This window comes from Candidatus Fukatsuia endosymbiont of Tuberolachnus salignus (genome assembly GCF_964030845.1).
GTDB lineage: Bacteria > Pseudomonadota > Gammaproteobacteria > Enterobacterales > Enterobacteriaceae > Fukatsuia > Fukatsuia symbiotica.
The window spans coordinates 2272035-2295172 of the sequence record NZ_OZ034983.1 but is presented as its reverse complement, the minus strand read 5'-3'; the positions used below and the strand labels follow the sequence as shown (position 1 = coordinate 2295172).

27 protein-coding genes and 1 pseudogene are annotated in these 23138 nt (G+C 43.2%); 12 read left to right on the top strand and 16 right to left on the bottom strand.

Annotated elements, in window-relative coordinates:
- Nucleotides 1-130: 130 nt before the first annotated feature.
- The 6 genes from AAHH42_RS11265 (at nt 131) to AAHH42_RS14875 (ending at nt 3750) form a co-directional block, all read left to right on the top strand.
- Nucleotides 131-769, top strand: coding sequence for a helix-turn-helix transcriptional regulator (locus AAHH42_RS11265; RefSeq protein WP_342221146.1), 639 nt, complete (start codon nt 131-133; stop codon nt 767-769).
- Between the two features lie 11 nt (nt 770-780).
- Nucleotides 781-924 carry a hypothetical protein gene (locus tag AAHH42_RS11260; protein WP_342221145.1) on the top strand — a complete coding sequence of 48 codons (144 nt, stop codon included), beginning with the start codon at nt 781-783 and terminating at the stop codon, nt 922-924.
- 104 nt (nt 925-1028) lie between these two features.
- Nucleotides 1029-1226 carry a hypothetical protein gene (locus tag AAHH42_RS11255; protein WP_342221144.1) on the top strand — a complete coding sequence of 66 codons (198 nt, stop codon included), beginning with the start codon at nt 1029-1031 and terminating at the stop codon, nt 1224-1226.
- A gap of 343 nt (nt 1227-1569) precedes the next feature.
- Nucleotides 1570-1908 (top strand): helix-turn-helix domain-containing protein, encoded by a 339-nt coding sequence (locus AAHH42_RS11250; RefSeq protein ID WP_119797381.1) that lies wholly within the window; start codon nt 1570-1572, stop codon nt 1906-1908.
- Entirely contained in the window at nt 1794-2927 is a 1134-nt protein-coding gene (locus tag AAHH42_RS11245; RefSeq protein ID WP_240313899.1) for a tyrosine-type recombinase/integrase, read from the top strand. The genes AAHH42_RS11250 and AAHH42_RS11245 overlap by 115 nt, the downstream gene beginning before the upstream one ends.
- Nucleotides 2928-3525: 598 nt before the next feature.
- Entirely contained in the window at nt 3526-3750 is a 225-nt protein-coding gene (locus AAHH42_RS14875; protein ID WP_425286296.1) for a tail fiber assembly protein, read from the top strand.
- Here AAHH42_RS14875 and AAHH42_RS11235 read toward each other — a convergent pair.
- Nucleotides 3744-3932, bottom strand: a complete 189-nt coding sequence (locus AAHH42_RS11235; protein ID WP_342221142.1) for a hypothetical protein — start codon at nt 3930-3932, stop codon at nt 3744-3746. The two genes, AAHH42_RS14875 and AAHH42_RS11235, sit on opposite strands and share 7 nt — an antisense overlap.
- Before the next feature lie 606 nt (nt 3933-4538).
- Between AAHH42_RS11235 and AAHH42_RS11230 the strand changes: the two genes are divergently transcribed.
- From AAHH42_RS11230 to AAHH42_RS11220, 3 genes are all read left to right on the top strand, one after another.
- Complete coding sequence (locus tag AAHH42_RS11230) at nt 4539-5078, top strand: hypothetical protein (RefSeq protein WP_342221141.1); 540 nt, start codon at nt 4539-4541, stop codon at nt 5076-5078.
- Between the two features lie 5 nt (nt 5079-5083).
- Complete coding sequence (locus AAHH42_RS11225; RefSeq protein WP_342221140.1) at nt 5084-6406, top strand: hypothetical protein; 1323 nt, start codon at nt 5084-5086, stop codon at nt 6404-6406.
- A gap of 209 nt (nt 6407-6615) precedes the next feature.
- Entirely contained in the window at nt 6616-7245 is a 630-nt protein-coding gene (locus tag AAHH42_RS11220; protein WP_342221139.1) for an ISAs1 family transposase, read from the top strand.
- Here AAHH42_RS11220 and AAHH42_RS11215 read toward each other — a convergent pair.
- From AAHH42_RS11215 to AAHH42_RS11195, 5 genes and pseudogenes are all read right to left on the bottom strand, one after another.
- Nucleotides 7206-8074: pseudogene (locus AAHH42_RS11215) on the bottom strand (IS5 family transposase). The gene AAHH42_RS11220 and the pseudogene AAHH42_RS11215 sit on opposite strands and share 40 nt — an antisense overlap.
- Nucleotides 8075-8310: 236 nt before the next feature.
- Nucleotides 8311-8961: a hypothetical protein gene (locus AAHH42_RS11210; protein ID WP_342221138.1), complete on the bottom strand. Its 651-nt coding sequence runs from the start codon at nt 8959-8961 to the stop codon at nt 8311-8313.
- Nucleotides 8958-9371: a type III secretion system chaperone gene (locus AAHH42_RS11205; protein ID WP_119797086.1), complete on the bottom strand. Its 414-nt coding sequence runs from the start codon at nt 9369-9371 to the stop codon at nt 8958-8960. Before AAHH42_RS11205 ends, AAHH42_RS11210 begins: the two co-directional genes overlap by 4 nt.
- Nucleotides 9372-9524: 153 nt before the next feature.
- On the bottom strand, nt 9525-10178 hold the full coding sequence (locus AAHH42_RS11200; RefSeq protein WP_119797087.1) for a hypothetical protein: 654 nt from the start codon (nt 10176-10178) through the stop codon (nt 9525-9527).
- A gap of 393 nt (nt 10179-10571) precedes the next feature.
- Entirely contained in the window at nt 10572-10745 is a 174-nt protein-coding gene (locus AAHH42_RS11195) for a hypothetical protein (protein WP_162859951.1), read from the bottom strand.
- Between the two features lie 111 nt (nt 10746-10856).
- Between AAHH42_RS11195 and AAHH42_RS11190 the strand changes: the two genes are divergently transcribed.
- Nucleotides 10857-11318 (top strand): hypothetical protein, encoded by a 462-nt coding sequence (locus AAHH42_RS11190; RefSeq protein ID WP_119797088.1) that lies wholly within the window; start codon nt 10857-10859, stop codon nt 11316-11318.
- A gap of 462 nt (nt 11319-11780) precedes the next feature.
- Here the strand turns inward: AAHH42_RS11190 and AAHH42_RS11185 are convergent, their stop codons facing one another.
- From AAHH42_RS11185 to AAHH42_RS11150, 8 genes are all read right to left on the bottom strand, one after another.
- Complete coding sequence (locus tag AAHH42_RS11185; RefSeq protein WP_342221137.1) at nt 11781-12962, bottom strand: IS91 family transposase; 1182 nt, start codon at nt 12960-12962, stop codon at nt 11781-11783.
- A gap of 15 nt (nt 12963-12977) precedes the next feature.
- Nucleotides 12978-13226, bottom strand: coding sequence for a hypothetical protein (locus tag AAHH42_RS11180; RefSeq protein ID WP_342220947.1), 249 nt, complete (start codon nt 13224-13226; stop codon nt 12978-12980).
- A 250-nt stretch (nt 13227-13476) separates the two neighbouring features.
- Nucleotides 13477-13743 carry a hypothetical protein gene (locus AAHH42_RS11175; RefSeq protein ID WP_342221030.1) on the bottom strand — a complete coding sequence of 89 codons (267 nt, stop codon included), beginning with the start codon at nt 13741-13743 and terminating at the stop codon, nt 13477-13479.
- Between the two features lie 23 nt (nt 13744-13766).
- Nucleotides 13767-17447 (bottom strand): TipJ family phage tail tip protein, encoded by a 3681-nt coding sequence (gpJ, locus tag AAHH42_RS11170; protein WP_342221031.1) that lies wholly within the window; start codon nt 17445-17447, stop codon nt 13767-13769.
- 61 nt (nt 17448-17508) lie between these two features.
- Nucleotides 17509-18087: a tail assembly protein gene (locus tag AAHH42_RS11165; RefSeq protein ID WP_342221136.1), complete on the bottom strand. Its 579-nt coding sequence runs from the start codon at nt 18085-18087 to the stop codon at nt 17509-17511.
- Between the two features lie 83 nt (nt 18088-18170).
- Entirely contained in the window at nt 18171-18758 is a 588-nt protein-coding gene (locus tag AAHH42_RS11160; protein ID WP_342221135.1) for a hypothetical protein, read from the bottom strand.
- 175 nt (nt 18759-18933) lie between these two features.
- The gene (locus AAHH42_RS11155; RefSeq protein WP_342222069.1) at nt 18934-19641 is read right to left on the bottom strand and encodes a C40 family peptidase; all 708 of its coding nucleotides are present in this window, start codon (nt 19639-19641) and stop codon (nt 18934-18936) included.
- A 2-nt stretch (nt 19642-19643) separates the two neighbouring features.
- Entirely contained in the window at nt 19644-20396 is a 753-nt protein-coding gene (locus tag AAHH42_RS11150) for a phage minor tail protein L (RefSeq protein ID WP_342221134.1), read from the bottom strand.
- Nucleotides 20397-20849: 453 nt separating this feature from the next.
- On the opposite strand from AAHH42_RS11150, the gene AAHH42_RS11145 reads away from it, so the two are divergent.
- Nucleotides 20850-21566 carry a hypothetical protein gene (locus tag AAHH42_RS11145; protein ID WP_342221133.1) on the top strand — a complete coding sequence of 239 codons (717 nt, stop codon included), beginning with the start codon at nt 20850-20852 and terminating at the stop codon, nt 21564-21566.
- Nucleotides 21567-21576: 10 nt separating this feature from the next.
- On the opposite strand, the gene AAHH42_RS11140 is transcribed toward AAHH42_RS11145, so the two are convergent.
- Nucleotides 21577-21930, bottom strand: coding sequence for a phage tail protein (locus AAHH42_RS11140; protein WP_342221132.1), 354 nt, complete (start codon nt 21928-21930; stop codon nt 21577-21579).
- A 269-nt stretch (nt 21931-22199) separates the two neighbouring features.
- Between AAHH42_RS11140 and AAHH42_RS11135 the strand changes: the two genes are divergently transcribed.
- On the top strand, nt 22200-22688 hold the full coding sequence (locus AAHH42_RS11135) for a hypothetical protein (RefSeq protein ID WP_342221036.1): 489 nt from the start codon (nt 22200-22202) through the stop codon (nt 22686-22688).
- Nucleotides 22689-22853: 165 nt separating this feature from the next.
- Here AAHH42_RS11135 and AAHH42_RS11130 read toward each other — a convergent pair whose 3' ends face one another.
- Nucleotides 22854-23120, bottom strand: a complete 267-nt coding sequence (locus AAHH42_RS11130) for a hypothetical protein (protein ID WP_342221037.1) — start codon at nt 23118-23120, stop codon at nt 22854-22856.
- Between the last annotated feature and the right edge of the window lie 18 nt (nt 23121-23138).

The following is a 23138-nucleotide window of genomic DNA, read 5'->3' as shown; positions in this document are numbered from 1 at the left end:
CCCGCTTATTTTAATATCGGTTATCTATTTTATTCGCGACTCATGTGCACGAAAAAAAACAAAAAAAAACTCATAGAATAATTTATGAATAAGATTAACTTGTCGTTACGTTCATTGTCTCTGACATCAAATGATGGAAAATAGTCAAGATGTTTGGGGAATAAAAAACTGTGACTCACGGTTTATTTATACCAATCGTGCTTTTTTTGACTTTTTCAATTTGCCACAAGGATTTGATGTGATAGGGCGGCGTGATGATGAACTTCCTACGTGTATTGCAGAATTTTCTTTAATAACTCAAAAATTGGAAAGAGAGGTTATAAAAAGCGGGCAAAAAATTACCCTCATTAAAACGCATTTTTTTGGTCGTGAACAGAAACTGCAACCTTATTTATACGAAACTTTTCCGTTGCATAATAAAAGAAAGAAATGCATCGGCACCGTTTTTTATGGCAGAAAACTGGCTATTATTTCACTGCCACACTACGTGGACAAGCTGACTGCCACGCTATTATTGGAACCGCCCTCGAATCTCTTCACACAATCTGAACTGAGGATAGTCTTTTATTTATTACGCACGATGAGTGCCAAGGAAATAGGTAAAAAATTGGCACGTTCTCATCGCACAATAGAAAATAGAATTCGTATTCTATACCAAAAGGCGAAAGTGCATTCATTGCTGGACTTTAAACATTTTTGTCATCAAACCGGCTTTGACCGCACTGTTCCCCACGCGTTTATACGCCCCGGGATACAGTTTATTGAGTAGGAGGTTTTCTTATGAGCAACAGACAGAGCAGAGCGAGAAAACGAGAGTTAAAAGATAAGGTCTTGGAAGCGAAAAGAAATGAAAAGAAAAATTGGTTTAACCGATTAAGAAGCTGGTTCAAGAAGATAAAAAAGCCTAAACATCGATTGCCATAAAACCATTTTATTGATTCTTCGAAAAACAATGCGTTTAGCGAAGGGCTTCTCCTTGTCAATACAAGTGGAGTGCTTACATGTTATCTCTAAAAAAAGGAAGCGTTATGTTACAAGACGTGATGAAAGAACCGTCAGAGATGATTTATATTGGCACGACACTTCACCAAGCACTTGAAACCTTTGCCGCGTCTGTCAGCGCTCATTGTGGATACAGTATAACTGCAGCTCATTTTGCTCAATACCTTGTCGACCATTATGGTGAAATAGCTCAAGACACGATGATTGCCACATTGAAAAATTAAAAACATGTGCTTATTGCATCACTTTACTGATAGAAAACCTTCTATATAGAACAGGATAAATTAATGAGTTCACGTTCGTTCATCGAATAAGTTTAAAGAATGTGCATATCAACCGGATTTAGTCACACTATTTCCTGCAACCTTACTTAGATAAAGTTTTTATAACCAATAACCCTATCCTGGCAGAGAAAGTTTGCCAGGATTTTTTTATTCCTTAAATAACGTGGAGGTCAGTTAAATCTAGCTTATTTCCGCTGATTCATGAGGCCCAAACTATTTTTTCACTTCGGTGCAGATGAATTGATGACGTTTTTAACATGGATAAAGGATTAATAAACAGACAATGGATGAAGATACACGATTAACGCTAAAGGGTGCGGCTGAATTATTGGGCCTGTCCCCCAGGACAGTGAGCAAAATTATCAAATCGGGTGCGCTCTTCGGGCGGCGTTCAGACGGAAAGGGTGGGAAGTATATGATCCTGAAATCAGCCTGTATTGACTATCTGCGCAATCCACAAGCACGTGGAGGTGATGACACTTTTAAAGGAGGCAAACGATGCCACTCATACTCAGAGGGGGAATATGGCACTGCCATTTCTTTACCTCGACAGGCAAAAGAATTAGGCGATCGCTTGGTACAAAGGACAAGAAGCAAGCAAAGGAGTTGTATGACCGTTTGAAATCAGAGGCATGGCGTGTTGATCATCTGGATGATCTGCCAGTGAGAACCTTTGATGAATGTTGTCTACGCTGGCTGGATGAGAAGAGCCACAAACGTAGCCTGGACGATGATAAAACAAAAATCGAATTTTTCTTGCTGCATTTTTCGGGGCGAGATGTGTCAAGTATCACCGTGGAGCAAGTATTTTTAGCCCTCTCAACATTGACTAACCGAAAACACCGGCAACTATGGGAATCGAAACGGGACGCAGCAATCAGGAAAAATTTCTCTGTCCCCGAATACGAGCCTAAACCGGTTTCTCTTGCGACAAAAAGTCAATACCTGTCATTCATTCGTGGACTCTTTAGGATAATCGCTAATGAATGGAACTGGATCAAATCAGCACCGGTTATAAAAGCTAAGAAACCGGTCAACAAGCGGATACGATGGCTCACGACCGATGAGGCCACCCGGCTCATCGACTGTATGCCAGACAGTATTAAACCGGTAGTTATTTTTGCGCTGGCTACGGGGTTAAGGCGCTCAAATATACTGGATTTGGAATGGTCACAGATTGATATGCGAAGAAAAGTGGCCTGGGTCAACCCAGAAAATGCCAAAGCAGGGAAGGCGATTGGGGTTGCTTTAAATGAGACGGCGTGCAATGTGTTACGGGGTCAGCGAGGCAAACACGCGCGCTGGGTGTTTGTCCATACGGTTGCGAAAACGCGATCTGATGGCACCTTGACGCCTGCAATCAGGAAAATGCGCGTTGACGACAATGCAGCCTGGTATACTGGATTGAAGCGAGCGGGGATCACGGATTTCCGCTTTCACGATTTGCGGCACACCTGGGCGAGTTGGCTGATTCAGTCTGGCGTACCATTGAATGCGTTGCAAGAAATGGGCGGCTGGGAATCGGTTGAAATGGTGCGCAGATATGCTCATTTAGCACCCAGTCATTTAACGGAACACGCGAAGCAACTGGATCCGCTTTTGCGAGTTTACGACACAAATACGACACAGGATGATTTTTAACTTAAAAAAAAGGGTGCTAACCTATTGATTTACTTGGTGCGCCCTACAGGATTCGAACCTGTGACCTACGGCTTAGAAGGCCGTAGATGGTGATTTAACTTATTGTCATTATTGATATAATCTACGTTAGTGGCGGGGTTTGTGTCATTAAGTGCATTCTAATGTCCTTGATCGACATTCAACGCTGTTCAGTGACGACACAAATACGACACAGTCATTTTCTACACTTGGACACGTTTCTACACAATTATCTCATCTTGATTCGGGCATGCTCAATGCTCAGACACGAGTTTCTCACAAATCTAACTAAGGCAAGTCAACAGTAATCTAATGTGATCAAAAATGGCGTATTTAATAACATTCCATTTTTGCTGATAAAGAGTGATTTCTTGAGATACCCGCCGCTTATGACATGGCATCACATCACATAACCCTTCTTAGTCGTTTTTCCTGCTCACCTTTTACCATTATTTATTCAGTGCGAAACTCGTGACCGATAAAAATGGTTGTGAATACGTCAATGTCCTCGCTGATTCTTATCAACTGAGCGAAATGGGTTTTAGCTTGCCGGAAGCGATGGCGATGCATCAACAGGCTTTTGACTGCCCAGCAAACGAAAACACGCGCCGAAAAGCGCCGTTATTTACTCAGAGAATCGATGACGAAAATCGCGCCCTTGCAAGATGCGGTGGAGTTAGGGATTGCTACTGAGAATGAGATTACTGAGCTTAACACATGGAAACACTACCACGTGGCGTTAAATCGGCTGCATATCACGACGGCAAAGATGATTGTTTGTTTCATTTTTACCATCAGCTACTGAATCATTAGGCAGATTAGGACATGATAAATTACATCAAGCATGTCTTTTTGTAACTGCTCGAGTTCTGTTTTGGCTGTGTTGATTTGTAAACGTAATTGACTCTGATTCATTTCAATTTTATGGAGTAGTCGTTCAATGGCCTCACCACACGCCTTAGCAGCAGCGATCAATTTTGAATTCAATTTCGAATATGCATTGGCGTTTTGCTTCTAAACTTTCTTTCCTAACCTGTAAACGCTTATGCCGTTCGAGTACCACTTACCTGGCAAGGCTGCTCTTCTTCTTAATTTTATCACTGAATATTGTCTTGTAATTAGAGTCAATCAGTAATCGTTTGAATAGGGTCACTGCAAGGATTTATGTAAAAATAGGAGATAAAAAATAGGTTGGCATGATGGGTTCCGATGTTATGTTAATTGTTTAATTTATTTTTATAATGTTATTTTTTTATATGTAAATATTATTGTTTATGTAAAAATATTGTTATAAATTCGCGCCTTTGAAGCACAGAATGGACTGTTTTCTGCAAAAAAATGCGGGCATCCGGTTGATATAAAAGAAAATTTCAAAGCAGCTGGCAGCTGTAGTAATTTAAACTTTAAGCTGATCCTAAAATCGTTATAAATGCGAGCCCTACCCTTTTCAAATACGAACAGCTACAGCTAGCTGTAGCACACTGAGGACTAGAATTGTGAATAAGATTTTTTCGTGCGGGTAAAACTGATGTATTAACCGCCCACTATGCTAGTGGGGGCAAGGGAGTTCAGAGAAAAGGTCAGACTTTGTTAATGTGTGCCATCGAGGTTAATAACAGTGCAGCGGTTGATATGATATTGGCAACCCCAGCCGGTAAATGGGGATTAAATAATCTGGTTGACCAGCTGGGTAATACCGCCCTGCACTACGCCTATGCTGCCAGTAATCAACAGTTCGTTAGACACCTGCTGGCGTCTGGCGAAGTGAACGAAGCCACCCTCCAGCACCGTAATACGGCGGGGCAGTTGCCGCAAGAAAGCACAGTCTCTAACAATGCTCAGATCGCCGATAAGGTAAATATTCCTGTAGTCACTCCCCCTGCTTTACCGGTTTCACAGGCCAGCGGATTGAGTTTTTTACTGGCGCATGGCCGTTACACCGCTTTGTTCGATGACATTCAGATGACCTCAAAAATCGTATCAGTCATCTTTATTACTCCTCTTACTCTTATCTTACAGAAGCAGGAGAAGAAGACGTTTATCTTGCAGAAGCAGGAGACGAAGAAGAAGACGTTGATCATTTTTCAAACGAGTTACAAGAACTGGGAGAGCGCTACGGGTTCGAAGCCATAAAGCGAATGGCACTTGATAGTACTGCTTTAATGGTAACATCAAAGGCTGAACGTAATGAAAAAGCTGCATATAAATGGATGGAAGATAATATGTGGTTATCTGCCGATGGCAAGTATGCTTTTCAGCCTCAGACACCTTTGTACAGTGAAGACAAATTCACCAAGTTTGTGACCGCACTGAGCAAGGATACTCCTGGTGCAGAAGAGGAAGGACATCATAGTCTAGATACCCCAGACAAGGCCGAGACACAGGGGCTGAATCAGACAACATTGGATGTGGCTGATAACATGGTAAAAGCGCGCGGAATGCAAATGATCAAAACATTGTCCGTCATCGATGGGGGAAATATGCTGACTGGCCGACGCGCCGATGGTCGGCCTTACGTACTGATTGGGCGTGATGCAATATTACAGACCACACTGGTCAATAAGCATACTTATAGCGATGCTTTAATCGATGAAAAATTGAAAACGTTTGATCCTGATGCTAGCGCTGTCAGCCGTATGATAGTTATGCTGAAAGCAGGGGATTTTATGAGCCAAACGCTTACCGGGGAGGAGGCTAATAATCAGGCTATTCGTTTCCTGGCGATGAATGAGATTTCTCAGGATATCATGGCCGATGAGCTAAATGTGCCACGTGAAGATCTGGTTATCATTAGTCAGCCTGGGTTTCATATTGACATGTATTTACGTCCGCTGGCGGACGGACGCGTGCTGATGCAAGATGATGAGGAAACCCAGAAACTGGTGCAACGTGTATTGAATGACGAGAGTAACAAATCAGTCATGAGGCGTAGGAAATACAAGACAGATTTGGAAAAAAATCTGGAAAAAACGTTGTCTGACCTTGCACAATCACGTCAGGAAAGGGAAAAAGTTACCGCATTGATTAATAAGCAATTAGAGGATGCTGGGCTACAGGTGATCAAAACTCCCGGAGTGTTCAAAGTAGGATATCGTCAAGTGAATTATATGAATGGCATCATGGGGACCAGTCCGACAGGTGAAATGTTCTACCTCACCAACGCTTCTAGCATTGAACCGTTGAACCAAGCCTTTTCTGCATGGATACAAGAAAAACAATCCGGACTAAATGTCCATTTTGTTGGCCTTAAGGACAGGTTTACGGAAAGTCTGTTAAACGGCAACGGAGGTTTTGACTGTATCACCCTTCATCATGGCACAGAAAATCTGGCTCAACAGATGGCGGCCTTCTCTGAGGGACGTGTCAGTGTATCGTCTACGTCTGGTCCAACAGCAGAAAAAACGGTAGTGCAATTGTCATCATACAATAATAGTCTAGACAGCTCTGTGCGTGTTGCTTAATAACGTCGGCTCTAAGGCGTGAATATTGTCATCCAAGAAGGGCTGGTTTCTCTTTTCGAAACCCAATCTGAAGGAAAACGCTGTCATTTTTTAAGGTTGCAGGTTGTTCAATAAATCCGAGGGGAATACCAGGGCGGGATCCCACTTTAATTTGAACTCTATGTAGGCAGAATGATCAGAAGAGTATTTATCCTAATGAATACCTAACTATGAGCCTTTTTAAGCAATTAGCCCTGATCCCCGACCGGCGTAAAGATATCAATATTAAGCACCCATTGATCGATGTGATTTTCTTAGTTTTTGCCGCGGTGTTAAGTGGAGCCTCGGGGTGGAAATCTATCCAGGATTTTGGCGAAGCTCAGCTCGATTGGCTAAAAAAGTATGGCACTTATCAAAGCGGGATCCCACGCCGCCGTTGCATTGCAAACATTATCAATGCATTAAAGACGTATTTGCTCGTTCAAACCTTGCTATCATGGATTAATGAACGACGTGAGCGAGCGGGTAGGACTCTGATAGCACTCGACGGTAAAACCTTACGCAGAACCTGGTCTGAAGAGATTTGTACCGCCTTACATACCGTCAGTGCCTATGATGTTGACGTCGGTATTACTCTCTATCAAAAAGCGGCAAACAGTCAGGGCAAAGAAGGCGAACTCGCTCGTCAGATCATTGATGCATTAGCGTTGGATAATGCGATTGTTACGCTCGATTCATTAAACCTCTTCGGAAACTCTCATTTATCTAATTTCCATGTTATAGCGGTACGGTATAATTTTGATTACATACTGAATACTATTCAGTACAAATATATGACACGACTCATCTTTATGCTGTAATTAGAATAGAACCGTTCTGCTATATAAATTGCTGCAATCAGATTAAATCTTAATCCAAACCGTTTTCGCCTGTTTTGATAACGATCTGATACAATTTTAAATCGTTTAATCATACCAATGACATTTTCGTTTAATACACGCAGGCTTGATAACTTACGATTGTTGCGTTTATCTTCTTGTGTTAAAGGATTTTTCTTTGTCTTTTTCTTAGGCAACGCCGAGTTTGAATGAATCTTGCCAAGCCCTTGGTAACCTGTATCTGTCACTGTTTTGATTTCAGGATGTATTCGCACACCAGACTCCTTGAACAACCTAAAATCATGGCGCCTCCCATTAGTAAATGGTTGTACAGATGACTGCGTCGCTTTTTTTATCGACGATCACTTGGGTTTTTAAGGTGGGTCGTTTCTTTTTTCCTGAGTAAAACTGCTTTTATTTTTTTTGGACGTTCAATCGGCGTTTCTGTGGCATCAATAAGAACGAGCTCATACTCCCTATCACTTTTTAATAAAGCTTTGTGTCCAGGTAGGGCAAAATCAGGATGCTTTATTAGCGTATTCTCTATCCATTTAATCGTTTCATAGCATGTGCTATCACTCACCCCATCGCTTTGGCTGACAGGAAAATAAGTGCGATATTCCCGTAGATACTCAAGGGCCATTAATAAGCGCTCTTCTAAACACAGCTTAGGTTTCCGACCTCCTTTTCCTTGCTTACACTTATCTGCTTCATTCAATATCTTTATCATCTTTTCAAATGTACTGCGTTTAATTCCGGTTAAGCGCCGAAATTTTTCCTCTTCCAGTACCTTGAGTCCCTCATATTTCATAGGGGCTCCTTGTTCAGGAGATTTTTAACAAAATTCCTACATGAATGCTAGTTTCCGAAGAAGTCTAGTGAATCCAGCGTTGTGACTTCTCTTGCAGAAGAGCTTCCTACCAACAAACTATCTACCTGCTAGTAAAAAATACAGTGGTAGCACGTTGTTACTCAGAACTCACATGATTGCCAATAAGCAATCATGTAATATTCTGCTTTTTAATTTATTTTAAAATGGAAAATAAATTAGGCGTATTGACCAGGAGGCACAGCATGTGAAGCTGGTTTTATTCCTGACGTGTTCCCTTTGGGCCAAGGGTAAACATTTCTTCCACTATTTTGGCGATTTTCAATTTGTGGACTAGAGCTTTCAGATTTTTTAACATCTTTTGCTTGACCATTACATCCAACACCATGTTGTTCGTGGAAACATTTATGAGAACGATGTCCGTTTTTTATATAGAATTCTGCTGCAGCGGCATGATCAACCATATATGGAAATTCTGAGGATCCCTTTTCCAACTGTGAAGGTGCTTTTTCTTGGGACATAGCTAAATAAGCAGTCTCTTGCGGAATGTTTGCAACATTAGGTATCTTAGAGGTGTTTTGCAAACTTCTCTTTTCGAGTACTGTTTGTTTTGTAGAGTATCCACTACTACTAGCTTGCTCTGAGCTAATTTTAGGTTTGGCTGTAAGTAGTGAAAAAGGCAAGTTATAAGCTCTTATCATCACCCTTTTCAGGTTTTCTTTGGAGGATGACTTTTTTTCATCATGACTGACTTTTATCTCAACACCGCCTGAAGATAAACGAGTCTTAGCACTGCTTTCAACACTTCTTCTTTCTGTAGTCTGCGAGCTAGAAGAACCTACTATTTCGCTAGCTGAACCGGTTTTCATAATCTTATTCCTCTAATATCTTGTCGTTTATGTGGGATGGGAGGGTTATCCATATAGGTACGCCAACCCTCGGTCACTTCTAGCAGTGATTCCAATACTTTTTTAATGTCCTTATTTTCATCGTCAATGACCTGAGCAACCAGTGATCGGCTCTCTGGATCAAACGCCAGGGTACATCCTTGAGTCGATTTCCAATACAGATTGGCCGCCAGTAATTTAGCGAAAAAATCAGCTTCAGTATTTTCCGGCAATTCAGCGATATAAATTGTCATCACCAAGCGGTCATCAATCGTTTGAAAATTAATCGGGATACCATCGAAAGTAACGATGCAACAGCCTTCTTCATCAAACACTAAGCTGGGTAGTTGTAATACATCTTTAAGATAATCAAGTCTGCTTTCGGGGTTCATTGTTAACCATTAATGCCATCATAAATTAATAGGCAGTAGATAATGTGTAGCCAAAATGCCAGAAGATGAAAGAGGCAATATTTATCTTTATTTTCTAGCACTAATGGATGCTAAGAATTAATAACATTCAGTGTTTATTTAGCGCTCATTTTTTTACCGATTGTAATGACGGAGATGAGTAAAATCTGCATGGTTGTCAACTCCTTGACGGCTAACTGGAGGGTATGACCGTTTGGGGTTATTGGTTACACATCCAGGAGGTGCCTCTTCTTCCCGAGTACAGTGTTTAGTGCTTAAAGGCATAGAAGCGGTTTCATTTTTAGCCTTAAAAATAACTACTTTCTTCTCTTCTGTACCAACTTGCTGACTTCCTCTTTCAGAAGTAGACAGCAAGGGTAGTAGAGCCTGAGCCTGACTTCCCACTAAGGCACGACAACTAGCATATTCACTGTGTGATAATTCTTCTTCCATCTTGAAAGGTTGTATTGCTAATGTTTTTAGACTTTTTCTTTGATTTTCTAGAAGGACATAAATTGTAGCGGGGGATCGATGAAATGTTGGTGCCTGGCGAATAATATTAGACGAAACTTGAGCAGTATCACGATGTGCTGTTCTACTCACACTAAGTAAATTTGCCACACCGTTATGCCCAAATGCATGACGCCATTTTTTCTCTCTTGCAAAGTCTAACAGAGAAAAAGAACGATCAGTGGACCCCTTTCTTAAGGATATCCGAGAGCTTTGAAACTTTGGAGTGTCTTGATGAGATTGGGGGTGAGTAACTTCAGAGGAAACAGGTGCTACCACGGTTCGTTCCTTTAATGCTTTGTTGGTCGTTAAACATCCATTAGCGTCGTGCAATAAAATGAGCTAATAGCTTAATGTATAAAAAACACATTCATCGTTTCTGTACGTATCAAATCGTCTTATTTATCGTCAAAAAGTATTTTATACTCTATTTTAATTTGCTAAGATAATTATTTATTTTTTAATGATAATTATTATGAATAGATAATAGAATAATAATATATATTAAAATAGGTTAATACTAAATTTTAAAAAATTTTTTCCCATGCTTGTTGCTTAAGGCTAGTATCGCTACTGCCAGCCTTAATGGTTCCACGGTGTAACAGCTGACCGATGGGGATCCCCATAAGTGGTCGTAACTAGCAACCAATCTACCTGTTTCAGCCAAGATGCCTACGCGACACACATGGTCATAAATTCCATGTGTTGAATGTCGGTGAAGGGCTGCTTGTTAATCGAATAGTTAATCAAGGTCAGTTTGTGAGTGGTAATAATAAACACATTTCGCAGTTGACCCGCTGTGGTGGCAAGTTTTTTTCTTCTACTGTCCATTCCTTGCCGTTCCATTTATATCAGCTCTAACGGTAACAGTTGACAATCAAGATGGTAGCTTATTACATTAATCTAGTGATGGATCACTATGCAAATGAGGGATAACTTACTAATATGGAACCTATTATGAAACTAAAGAAAATGTCTTATCTTGCCATCGTACTTTTCGCTCTCACCAATACTGCATTTGCAACTACATCCGAGGAACTTGCTCAACAACGTCAGGAAGTCGTTAAAAAATACGTTAATGGTTTGGGAGCAGCAAAGTATCAAGAAATCGCTACAATTTTTACTAAAGAGTCCGTCGTTTTCTCAACAGGTAAAGGTAAATTCAACGCCCAAGAATTCTTTAAAGATTTTTTACCAAAGGTTCGTTCTGCTAGTACTAAATTTAAGCAATATTTCATCAACACAGAGGATACTGATCGTGTTGCAGCCAGATTTTATTTAGCTTTTACTTTGAAAGAAGGTGATGGAGAGAGGCATGAAGGTGAGTATATGGATGAGTTTGTATTTGAAAAAAATTCAGATAAATTATTAGCAGTTTATATGTTTGAGAATCTTAAAGCATATAATCAGCTCAAATGACGAAAAGGCGACTTACGTAAAAGTAAGCCCCTATAAATAGTGATGTTACATATACTCATTTGACCAGAAGATACTGGTTTTTGTGTTTAGAATAATATTATAAATTTTTCATAAAAATTATAATTTCACATATTATTTAGTAATCTAATTTTTCCAGTGTTTCGAATGATAATGAATACATACAGCACCTACTATAGGTTTAGGGAATATTTAAGGACTTATTTTTCCCGTCAGTAGGGAAGGCTAAATACAGTCGTATGTATTCCATGCTTATCTTGATAGATAGGAATTTTAATAATTTGGTTTTATTGTCAAAAACAGAATTGGATCAAAAAATAAACGATATTATTTTCAAACTTTAGGGTTATTCTCCTTAACGTAGAGAGTCCCGGGTGATAATAGGGTCATTTTCGTTTAAAAAACCAGCATTTTCGAACGCGAGGCGCCCCTTCCCTGCAGAGGCTAAATCCCCTTCATTTTTGCCAGAGATTCATGGTGAAGCATTAACTGATGCCACGGCAAGCCTGATGTGATACCGCTTAGCACCAAACGAGAGCCACACAGGATGCACTCATGAGGGTCAATACGACTTAGGCGTTTTAACATTGCCGCATAAGTGATGTTGACGGTTTTTTCTTTTTCCTGCCCCAACAAAGCATCTATAATCGGCAGCAGTGTAGTCCGACGGCGGGGCGCTAAAAAACCATAATAGCGGACCATCCTAAAATGTTTATCCGGAATGTGGCTAATAAAACGCTGAATAAACTCGTCCATACTGAGGTTAAGTTTTTCTTGCTCTCGGGTTTTATGACTGAGGTAGCGATAGGTCACTTCCTGGCCGTTATAATGTTCCAGCCGGGATAACGACACCGGAGGCTTTTTTAAATAACGGCCTAAATAATTGAGCGTTTGCTGGGCATTGTCTGTCGGCTTTGCCAGGTCGATATTCCAATGCCGTTGGTAATGGAAATCCAGAAACTGCTCCCGTTGACCCGGCCTCGTGAGGGTTTGTGATAACTCCGGTGGTAATTGCAAGGTATCCCACTGTTGACGAAGTAGTGTGATAATCTGATAACGCCACTGTTTCATCAACGTTTTTCCGCTAAACGTGATTTTTTTCCATTTTTCGGCATTGTCATCGAGTCCGCCACAGGTCACCGAAAGATGCACATGAGGATGCCAATTCAGCGCTCGCCCATGCGTATGCAACGCCGTGAATAGGCCAGGCAATAGGTTTTTTGGCTGGCAAAAATCTAAAATAACCTTGGCAGCGAGACGACTGAGATGCGTTAACAGCGCACGATTTAGCTCAAACAACGGCCAGAACTCACGGGGAAAAGTGAACGTAATGTGTTGCCATTTTGTGATGGGAAGCACCGTGCGCTGTTTGGCCACCCACCGCTCTGTGGCTTTCTTACCACAGGAAGGGCATGAACGGCTGTGGCAGGTAAAGCAAATCCGTTTGGTGTGCGTACAGCCTGCCTTTTGACAGCGCCAGCTGGCAAACCCCAGCGCCGATGTTCCGCAGGAAAACAGTTTAATCAGATTATCGACCACCACCGGCCGTATTTTATCCGCATGAGCACAATAGTAATTCCACCACGCATGACCGACCTGAAAAGGATGACGCAGTTTACGGTTCATCTTTCGGCTCAAGCATCACGGGTGTTCTAGATCAAACGACCGACACTCCGGGCAAAAATAGACCGCATTCATTGCAGACTCTGCGGGAAAGCGAGCCCAGAATATTTCCCAAAACGTCTCTGTAATGAAAAGATTATCTCCGCCAGTAAAGGCCTGATGCGTTTTCTGATAAGGCATGGCTAAGGCTTTAGCAACCTCTTTCAAGGTCTGCTTCACCATTTTGGTATGCGCTGTTTGATGTGAGTGACAGATATTTTTAGGCATAACACCTTAGCTGAACGAGTAACGGGACCGGCTAATAGATAACACCGTTTCTTAAAAAAAATCAAGAGATAACAGACTACTTCACGTCGCCGACCTTAGGAGGCAGCCTTGACGAACGATACTCTATATCAGACCATCTTTATTTTCGTAATTTGTGTGGTTATTTGTCATCTGTTTTTATATAAAATTTTAGATGACAGAAAACGTCATCTTACATACGGTAAAATTCATAGGCGGGTAGTTATTTTAATCAGGCTATTTTGATACTGGCTGCGTTTTTCATGGTGTAGATATCACCGCTTGCCGTCCAGTTGAACATTCTAAGCTTACCCCGTGTAGATTGTAATCTTAAACCAATTAATACCTCCCCTTCACCTGCCGGGAGGGTGATATCAATATCTTCGTTGACAGCGTTAACATACTCTCCTAATAGCCCCGCCCCGGCTTTCCCAAGGTATTGCACATCCATGCCATCACGGGTTATCGTTGCTCTGACCCAATCGGGTGATACGCTCAAGGCTATCCCTTTCTCTTTTCTCCCTAATAGCAACACTCTTCGTGGTGAGGCTGTTTTTTTATATAAAACAAAGGGAATATTACAGATTGGCTATCGGGAATGCTGCCTTTTTTTGTTTTAAAAAAATTAGGAGACATGTCCAGAATATCCCCTTCTATTTTATCCGCAGACACCGTCCCTTTAAACCAGCCATCGGTGGCATATATTGTCCCTCTGAAGGTAGCATCGTTAAACTCGGCGTTGCCGGCTTTCTCTATTTTCCATCCTGAACGGCCTGCTGCCCAGTTGGTCGACTGGAGAGGTCCACCAATTTTTGTATTAGTGATGGCGGCCTCTTTTATTTTAGCCGTGTCAATGGTCGCATCTTGAATAAAGCCCTCACGTATAAAGACCTGATTATTTTTTACCGCAAAGGGCGAGAACTTTTTGCCATTTTGCCCACTTAATAAAATAAAATTATCGGCATTAAAACCTATCTGTGATTTTACACTCCCGTTACGGGTTTCCACGCCGACCACCATGCCCGCATCATAATATTTGCCCTGGTGATGAATGCCCGCTTTTATGCTGTACAGGGCGTTACCGCCTGATGAGGTAAATTGTGTTGTGGCTTTGGTTTCAATGGCAGCGTCGTTGTCACGGAATCGCGCGGCAATCATGTTTTGATATTCCGCTAACGCCTGGGTCGCCGTGGTTTGAGCGCGTTTGACCCGGCTTATCGCCGTTTCATTTTTGCCGAATCGGGCACTTATCCGGTTTTGATAGTCGGCCAGGGCCTGGGTCGCCGTGGCGTGCGCCGTGTGGATGTCGGTTATTAACGCGTCATTTTTATCAAAGCGGGCAGTGATATCCAGGCGGTAAAGGCTGAACGCCTGCTGCGCATCGGATTGAGCCTGTCTGAGTGCCAGCATATCCGCGTTAGCACGGTCAAATTGCGTGTCCATCTCCTCTTTGTAGGTGACAAATGCGGTATCCAGATGCGTGGCGGTCTTTTGCACGTCTTGTGTTTGTAATTGGCTTATTTTGAAGCGGGATTTAAGTCCCTGGTTATACCGTTGCAATGTTTTGTCTTGTCGCTCTAGTCGTTCATTCACCTGCAGCAGCGTTTCTTCTACCCGGTCTTTGACCTCCTTTTGGAGTGTGATACGACTGTGTTCCTGTTTTCTTTCATTGGCTTGGCTGGTTTTTATGAGGGTATCGAGTTGAGAGGTGAGTCTTTTACCGGCCTGCGTGGTCATGATGTCATCACGAATGTGATCGAGCACAATATCTGCATCGTCACTCGATGTCCCCTGGACCCACGGTGTCCAGGCACCTTGATTGCCCAGTCGATCGACCAGACGGGCACGAAAGTAAAAGGTTTTCCCCGCAGCCAGACCCTGCATCGTGTAATGACGCTGCGGGTAGGCAATGTCAATCAGTGGCTTCTGATGGGCGTCATGAGCAAAACGGCTGCATTCCACCTCGGTTTTTAAGGTATCTTCAGCGCCCGCAGGAAAGGCCCAATTGAGTGTGATGCCAAACACAATTGGCGTGGTGGTCAAGCTAACCGGTTGGGGTGGCGGGTTTGCTTTCCCCTGGAGAGGGATTTCTGGCGTCGTGACCCACAGGCTAGCCATGCCTGCTGCGTTAATGGCCCTCACCCGTGCTTGATACTGTCCCGCAGTGCTGTTGGGGACCTCAAAGCCGCAAGTCAATACCCGCAGTAGCGGCGTCCAGTTGCCCTTGTCCCGCCGCCATTGTGCGTCGTAAGCGGTCGCACCGCTGGCTGCCTGCCAATTAACCTGTAAAGTGGTGACGGCTAAACCTTGAGCAATCACCGCATGGCTGGTCAACGTGATGTGTGTCGGAGGGGGTTGAAGGGTCAACGGAATCACACTGATAGGCCGCTCGTCGAGGCGCGTGCCGCTGTCGATACGTTCATATTTATCAGGGTCATGTTGGACAGCATTAATGCGATAAGTGTTGTCGTTATTGTCCTCGATACGGGTCACCCGGTAGTGCTGAAGGGCTACGTCATCGGCCTCCGCCGACCAAATCGCCTCCGGTTGCGGCGTTTCACTGTAAGCCACACTGACGGTGATAAGTTGACCGTTAACCGCGTGGACGGTGCGTGCTTGGGCGGACCCACGGGGTAAGTTGACGATAAGTCGATCGCCGGGTTTGACGTCAGCGGGTCTATCTAAGGTAATGTCGCAGCCTGCGGCTTGATTGATGCGCCCCCCGATTTTTCTTCCTGATAACATTTCATCGGCAACCGCAATGATGTGCCCTGGTAACGGAATCGCGCCATCTAAGCCAACATCAAAGGTCACCAAGCGGTCTTTGGCATTGGTGAGCAGCGCCCAACGACCACGCCGGTGGGCTTCTGTCTGACGGATACAACCGATTGCCGTGGTACTCAGTTGATTGATGCCATAGCGTCGCACCAAGGCTTCATCCGAGACCGCTTCAAGGGTATCCTGATAGCCGTTAGCCGGGTCGCTCCAGCTGACCATTGCCGTACTGTAGCGGCTTTTTTCTGAGCTGCTGGCGTAGGAAAAACGTCCCTCAATGACATTGGCGCGGGTGTACAGGTAATCTCGGTCACGGGGCATGTCGGCCAGGGCACAGAGTTGATTATTCGCCCAGTAGGTCATGCCGCGGAATATCGCCGCCAAATCCCGCAGTACGATAAAGGCTTCAGCCTGGGATTGGATATACACATCACACAGAAAGCGCGGTTCGGTCCCGTTACCCCCTTTGCCATCGGGGACGAATTGGTCACAGTATTGCGCGATGCGATACAGCTCCCATTTATCCACCTGTGCAGCGGTTAAGCGATGGCCGAGGCCAAAGCGCTCGGCAAGCAAAATATCATAGAACACCCAGGCCGGATTATTGCTGTACGCCCATTTGAAAGTGCCATCCCACGTGCCCTTATACGTCCTCGTTGCGGGGCCGTAGGTCGTGGGCACCCGTATTATCCGCATCTTGGGCTCACAGGCAATCACGGGAATGTGCTGAAACTGGCTGGCATCAAATTCGATATACAGCAGAGCGGTGTTGGGATAACGCAACTTGGCATCAATGATTTCGGCCAATGCCTCAATGTGCATGTTATCGGCGAGTCGGTTACTGGTGCTGTTCGGTGTCAGACGACGGACACGGAGTTGCCAACCGGTTTTCGCGTCAGGCAAGTTAATACGGTGTGAACGCTGATACCCTGTACTGGTTTTGCCCTCCACTGCGGTCTTGAGGACAGTATGGTAAGCCCCGCCATCGGTCGCCATCTCTATCTCATACTCAACGCGAGTGCCGTTAACATCGCCGTTATCAGTCTGACGTTGCAGCGCCGGCCAGCTAAATCGAATACGCAGCGCAGATAACTGGGTGTTGCTGATAGCCCGCACCCACGGGGTGTCGGCCTTTAACTCGGTGTTGACCGTAACTTCATTTTCAACGTTCGGCATCCCGGGAATGTAGTCTTGCGATGGGGTGCCGGGGCGGTAGTCCCAGGTGACACCGGTAAAATTAGCGCTGCCGTCTGCATTATTAAGCGGGGTGCCATCCAAATAAATACGGGTGCCGTCTAATTCGCTCGCAAATTCCCCTTCACCCAGGGCCAATAATATTTTAGCTTTGGCGGTAGAATGCAGGCTGTCCGGGGATTCTGTGGGCGTAGGTGGCCGCTGGCTACCGCCTTTGTTTCCTGTGATGACCATAGTTTACCCATAAAAAAAGATCGCCTTGGCGACCTGGATTGTGTTCGCTGTTCTGTTATTTTTACATCTGGTCTTCCGCGTAAATGCCCGCCGAAATCACTGCACCCCCGATACGCCGCTTGCCGTAGCCAATCGGCACCGGATTGCCTTGTGCGGTGGAATTGACGGGCTCCCCGAAGGCGTAGCTGGGCTTGTTATCAGGGTCCTCACGGCGTGATAACCCACTTTGTTGTGGGGATAGCATTTGGATAACCCCGCCGACCATCATGGAAATGCCCACAGGGGCTAAGAATTGAGCACCAGGAATGAAGGATGCTGCCACTAACATCGCACCGATAATGGTTTGAAACACGCCACCCCGTTTGCTGCCGATAATCACCGGGGCAATGCGAATATCCTGGCTGCCGTGGGCGCTGGCTAATTCTTCTCTGCTAATATTGTGCTGGCCGTTAAATACTGCAAAGGTCAGGCCTTGTGCTTGACTGCGTAACATAAATTGCTCAAACCCAGGCAGGATAACCGACAGCGCTTTTATCGCTTCTCTGGGGGTCTCGACCGCGAGTTGATGCACACGGCCAAACAGGTGCCCGAGTTTTCCGTACAGACGGATTGTTCGTAACGGTTGGTGGAATACTGCCATGTTATTGGCTCCTGATAATAAAAAAGGCTGCATAGGCAGCCCTTGTTCAGAGTTAATGTGATATTAATCCTGAGGTTTTGAGTTTATTCTTTTTTAGGTTTTTGCCAGTTAGAAACAGTGCTTGATTTTAGATTTAATTTCTTGCGAACAAACTTTTGAGTTGATGTTGGATAAGGCTCTATGAGGTCGACAAATTTCTCTTGTATTTTTTTGTTAAATGAACACCTAGGTGTATTACAGAGACCAGTTTCGGTACTAACCGGATGAATAACGTTATCTTTATGGCTCGCCTGTAATTTTTGTATTTTTTTTATTTGAGCTCGCATAAATGGATCATTCAAAGGAGAGCTAGCCTTCCTATTAGAAACCCTAACTAGTGAGCTTGCTTTTTCATCGAAGGAATTTGGAGAATCAGAAGGTTTTATACGCTTTGCTGATTGAAGATTAGGATCACTAGCAGGTCTTTTCCCGGATGAAGCACTCAAATCAAGTACATCGTGTGAGTCCTCCGAATCGAGAACACGATAGGGAGGACTTAGAGACCTGTAAGTATTATGAGCTTTATTAGGTTGATTGTCTTGAAATCTAATTGGTGGGTGGAGAGTAGGACATAAGAATAAGGAAGGAGCATCAACAACCTTACCTGGTGATGGATTACTAACTCTGACCATTCTAATCTCTTTTAATTCTAAATTGTACAAACCACAATAATGCCCTGTTTGATCATATTATGCACAATATAATTACGTAACAAAATATAACGAATATTACACAACTCCAAGTTTTGCAGTTCAATCAAAGTTCGTTGAGCTGATAGTAAAATGGTTCAAAAGATACAAAATCAGATTATATCAATTCCCGATACCTGACCACCTTCACCGTACGCTCTTGCCAATAACCGCCGTAAGGTACTCGTTGGCTGGGTTTGCCATACAGATGATGCAATAACATGCCGTCTGCCAGCAAAATCCCTGCATGATTAGCAACCGGGGCTGAAACCTGCATCATCACTACATCACTGGGTTGCGTTTCTCCGCTAAATTCCCGAAATCCACATTGATACCAATTATCCAGATATCTGTTTTCCTGACCTGATTCCCACCAAGGGTGGGTTACCCGATAATCGTTAAGTTCAATGCCATGCGTCTGGCGAAAATATGACAATATCAGTCCCCAGCAGTCGCTATGCCCCAGCACAAATTCACGCCCTATCAGCGGTAACTCGCCTCGAGGCTGAAGTGTGCGCACATCGCCCTCGGGCCAGCTGACGATATACCAGGGCAGTTGGGTATGGTCACATTGTGCCCTGTCCAATTCCGATGGCTGACTAGTTGCATCGGGATGACTGTGCACTATCGCGGTGACGGTACCCCAATTTTCGGCATCCATGTAGCCTTGAGGATCGAGATAAAACTGTTCTGTTGGTTTAGCGGCTAAATTGCGGCAGGGAAAATAACGCTCTTGCCGTGATTGTTGAGCGATGAGACCACAACACTCGTTGGGATAGGCGGCAGCAGCGTGAGCCAGCATCGCCTGTAGCGTTTTTTTACGCATCATCATCTCTTTATCAGTGCTGAGCCTGGAAACCCACCAAAAGGTAACGGATTATGTCTGCCAAACCGGTTTTTACATTCCACTAACCGGCCAGTGCATCTGTCTTTAGTCGGATCATCGGTGGAGTTGCCCTGCTCATCAAAGTATCGATTGTCTGCATAATCACAGCCGTTACCGCTGCGGTAGTCACCACGCATCGCCCAGGTGCACAGCGAATGGATTTGCCGTGTAGGAATTAGCAAACCTTGCAAATCCGCCGGGCTGGAGAGGGTGAACTCAACCATCTCGCTGGTTTCCAGTGATTTGCTGTCAATGGTGTAGACCTGGACTTTTTCTTGTGTCGGATCGGCTTCGAGATTGCCTTCTAGAAAATTACGCGCATCCAGATAATGTTTGAAGGTGTCGTGAATGATAACTTTAGCTTGTACCATGTCGTCAAATTTCAAGCACAGGGCAGTAATGCTGCCATCGAGGTTAGCAACGGTTAATCTGGGCTGTGCTTGTTGTCCATCACTGGCGGTTTCCAGTCCTTCTATCTGTACCGGCCAGGGAGCATATTCCTTACCTTGCCACCAGATGGATTTTGCGTTGAGCTTGGTTTCATCAGCTGCAGCGGCAGTCAGTTCTTCCGGTGTATGGGCTAAAGTATCCGCGTGGAAGCGTAAAATAGTTGCCTGGAACGCCGTGCCATCGACTTCGAATAAACGAATACGATTGCCTGGCGCCAAGCGTTGCAGGTCAGTATGGATTGCCATAATGTTACTCCCTATTTTTCCTACATTCTGGATAAATACAGGTCCAATTAATTTAAATTATTATGGTATAAAGAAGTAATAACCAGAATAAGCGACAAAAATTGTCTTTTTGAGTTTCATGTATTTACTTATTCGTAATTATTAAGCCAACATTTTTATTAGATACATTTAAAAACCAATAGTTACTAAATGCCTTATCCCTAATTCAGATTATCAATATGATGTCATCTTTTAAGACGCCAAAACACATAAAAAATCATTTAATATTTTTTATCAATGATGGATATATTCTTTATAACGCATTCAGCAGACCCACTCAAGCATAGACTCGAATATAAGCGTTTTTTGATAGTAATTTTACGCTTTTAATCTTAGTATTAATTTTTGAAAAATAGTGTTCCCAATAACATTTATTAGAAATGCATTAATGATAATTTTAAATAGAGAGATATCATGCCAAAAATAAATTCATCTAACTCAGCTAACGTTAGAGCTGCACCATATTCTATGGATACCACAACTTTACGTGGAAAAATTGATGAAATAAATGAAAAATTAATATCATTTGATAATAAAGACTTATCACAAGAAGATCGCGTATTTTTTAAGCGTGCTAGTTGTGAGTTCATCTCATTATATCGTGATGAAATAAATAGCAAGCACAAAGAAATTTTTAAAGAAATAATGATAAAATGTTCTTTAAAAGCTATTAATTTTAATCCGGAAACAGCACATGCATTGAAAAATCAGGAGAATAAATTTTCTGCTATAGAAAATTTTAGTCCTAATAAGTATCTTAAAGGAAATGGTATTCAAGATTATAAAGATACACTTTATCATAATTATGTCAGCCATCTTCTTGAGTCTAAATCGGTTACATCAGAAATCGCAGATGAGGCCCATAGAGTTTATGATAAAGTCATTAATAAAGAGCCTCCTACCCAAAATATTGTCGAGAAATTACAAGTAAATTTTCAAGAATTAAAAAAAGCAATTCAACAAATGACATCAAATGAAAGTATCTCAGTAGACATATCATTATTGAATAAAAATTTTAATGATTTGAGAGAAAAACATAAAATTGATATTTCTGCTCACGTCATTGAAGATCTCAAGCAACTTAGAGAATATTCTAGTTTAGAAAAAACTTTAAAAGAATCCAATGTGTAATGATTGTTTTTTAATCTATCGATAAAGGCTGAAAAGCCTGTTCAAAAGTAAAGTTGATAGACAGGATATTGCCGCCCAAGGGAGTCATCTTGATGGAATCTGCTGCCACACGGTACAGACCCAGCACCCCATAGGGTGGCGTCCATAAGCAAGGCTGTGTACAGTGTTGGCGAATAAAGGTGAGCAATGGCAGCATGTTTTTTTCAGTGCCCTGAAAAGTCAGAGGCCATGACTGGCTTTCGGGGTTGATACCGTCGCCTGCGACCTGTTTATAGCCATCACCGAACTGCGCCACCCTGACGCGATGTAAAAAGCTGCCTTCCGGTGTACCTTGAGTACGCCAACTGAATGTTTTAATTGCCATGATTCAATAAATTGCCTCGTGACCTTATTTGTGTCAAGGCATGTCAATATTAGCGTTGTGTATCTATAGGGCAATCGCGCTATGTTTTATAACCATATGATTATTAACTAATTTTAAAATTGCGTAGCGAGCGTACTATTTTTTAATTACTTGATTTTTAAAATAAAAATAACATAGCGCAATCGTCCTGTGTGTCTAACTAATAGATGCTTTTATGTTTATCATTGATTATAATAATTATTATATAACTAATTATTGAGAGAAAAAATATGGCATCTACCCTTGGTGCAAATGCATCGTCATATACTGGGAGTCTTGGTACATTTGAACTATTAGATTTTGGGTCTGTTGGGGTTGTTGGGTCTCCTCAGAGGAGTGGTGCTCCCTCTCCCTCGAGCCTGAGAAATATTGCGTCAGAACCTGCCATGAATAAAAAGTCAGCTTCATTCTCTAAGCTGAAGATATTTATAAGAAAAATAACGCATGTTGGAAAGGCTTTGTGTATAGGTTTCGTTGAGGGTGTAAAGATCCTCCCCCATGCACTGGCGCTTGTTGCAGCTGGGGCTAGTCTGGGATTCATGATTGGAGCGGGAGTAGTGCCTGTGCCTGGTGGCGCGATCGCCGGAGCTGCTATCGGGGCCGCCGTTACAGCTGTTCCTGCAGGTATCTGTGTCATCGGTGCAGCTGCTGATGCATATAACAAATATAAAGATGAATACAGAAAAGCGAACGAACCGCTTCCTCCCCTTGTTCGCTAATATAGCAGGCGCCATGTAACGTGATCACTTTTGTTAATAAATATTAATTAATATCAATATGTTATTTCTGATTTTCATAATCAACTTATACGGCCCCTGCTATACAAAATGCCCTCATATTACCTAAAAAATGTTCTCTTGATTATTAGGCAATGGGTTATTTGATCACCCCCGCCCCTGCACAGCCAGCCATAAGGGCGTACCGGGCTTACTGAGCTGTTCACTGATAGTCGACGTAATCGCCGTTTTGATTTGTTTTCGCAGAGCGGCGCTATCCTGTGTGCTTGGGCTGGATTGCTGTCCCATCCCTTGATTCAAAATATTAATATCCCCCACGTTGATTGCTACCGCTGTAGCTTTCCCTTGCCTCCCCAATGAAGGGGGGGCACGGTGATTTTGTTTGGCGATGACTGACCGGGCCCCCTTCCGCATAACCGCGCATCAGATACC

Coding starts and splice junctions, on each gene's coding strand:
- AAHH42_RS11265 (WP_342221146.1), top strand. CDS start 131: ATGATGGAAAATAGTCAAGATGTTTGGGGAATAAAAAACTGTGACTCA.
- AAHH42_RS11260 (WP_342221145.1), top strand. CDS start 781: ATGAGCAACAGACAGAGCAGAGCGAGAAAACGAGAGTTAAAAGATAAG.
- gpJ (WP_342221031.1), bottom strand. CDS start 17,447: ATGGTCATCACAGGAAACAAAGGCGGTAGCCAGCGGCCACCTACGCCC.
- AAHH42_RS11210 (WP_342221138.1), bottom strand. CDS start 8,961: ATGAAAACCGGTTCAGCTAGCGAAATAGTAGGTTCTTCTAGCTCGCAG.
- AAHH42_RS11205 (WP_119797086.1), bottom strand. CDS start 9,371: ATGAACCCCGAAAGCAGACTTGATTATCTTAAAGATGTATTACAACTA.
- AAHH42_RS11130 (WP_342221037.1), bottom strand. CDS start 23,120: ATGCGGAAGGGGGCCCGGTCAGTCATCGCCAAACAAAATCACCGTGCC.
- AAHH42_RS11140 (WP_342221132.1), bottom strand. CDS start 21,930: ATGGCAATTAAAACATTCAGTTGGCGTACTCAAGGTACACCGGAAGGC.
- AAHH42_RS11225 (WP_342221140.1), top strand. CDS start 5,084: ATGGCACTTGATAGTACTGCTTTAATGGTAACATCAAAGGCTGAACGT.
- AAHH42_RS11145 (WP_342221133.1), top strand. CDS start 20,850: ATGCCAAAAATAAATTCATCTAACTCAGCTAACGTTAGAGCTGCACCA.
- AAHH42_RS11230 (WP_342221141.1), top strand. CDS start 4,539: ATGTGTGCCATCGAGGTTAATAACAGTGCAGCGGTTGATATGATATTG.
- AAHH42_RS11190 (WP_119797088.1), top strand. CDS start 10,857: ATGAAACTAAAGAAAATGTCTTATCTTGCCATCGTACTTTTCGCTCTC.
- AAHH42_RS11195 (WP_162859951.1), bottom strand. CDS start 10,745: ATGGAACGGCAAGGAATGGACAGTAGAAGAAAAAAACTTGCCACCACA.
- AAHH42_RS11255 (WP_342221144.1), top strand. CDS start 1,029: ATGTTACAAGACGTGATGAAAGAACCGTCAGAGATGATTTATATTGGC.
- AAHH42_RS11185 (WP_342221137.1), bottom strand. CDS start 12,962: ATGAACCGTAAACTGCGTCATCCTTTTCAGGTCGGTCATGCGTGGTGG.
- AAHH42_RS11150 (WP_342221134.1), bottom strand. CDS start 20,396: ATGGCAATCCATACTGACCTGCAACGCTTGGCGCCAGGCAATCGTATT.
- AAHH42_RS11180 (WP_342220947.1), bottom strand. CDS start 13,226: ATGCCTAAAAATATCTGTCACTCACATCAAACAGCGCATACCAAAATG.
- AAHH42_RS11160 (WP_342221135.1), bottom strand. CDS start 18,758: ATGGTCAGAGTTAGTAATCCATCACCAGGTAAGGTTGTTGATGCTCCT.
- AAHH42_RS11165 (WP_342221136.1), bottom strand. CDS start 18,087: ATGGCAGTATTCCACCAACCGTTACGAACAATCCGTCTGTACGGAAAA.
- AAHH42_RS11155 (WP_342222069.1), bottom strand. CDS start 19,641: ATGCGTAAAAAAACGCTACAGGCGATGCTGGCTCACGCTGCTGCCGCC.
- AAHH42_RS11135 (WP_342221036.1), top strand. CDS start 22,200: ATGGCATCTACCCTTGGTGCAAATGCATCGTCATATACTGGGAGTCTT.
- AAHH42_RS11220 (WP_342221139.1), top strand. CDS start 6,616: ATGAGCCTTTTTAAGCAATTAGCCCTGATCCCCGACCGGCGTAAAGAT.
- AAHH42_RS11250 (WP_119797381.1), top strand. CDS start 1,570: ATGGATGAAGATACACGATTAACGCTAAAGGGTGCGGCTGAATTATTG.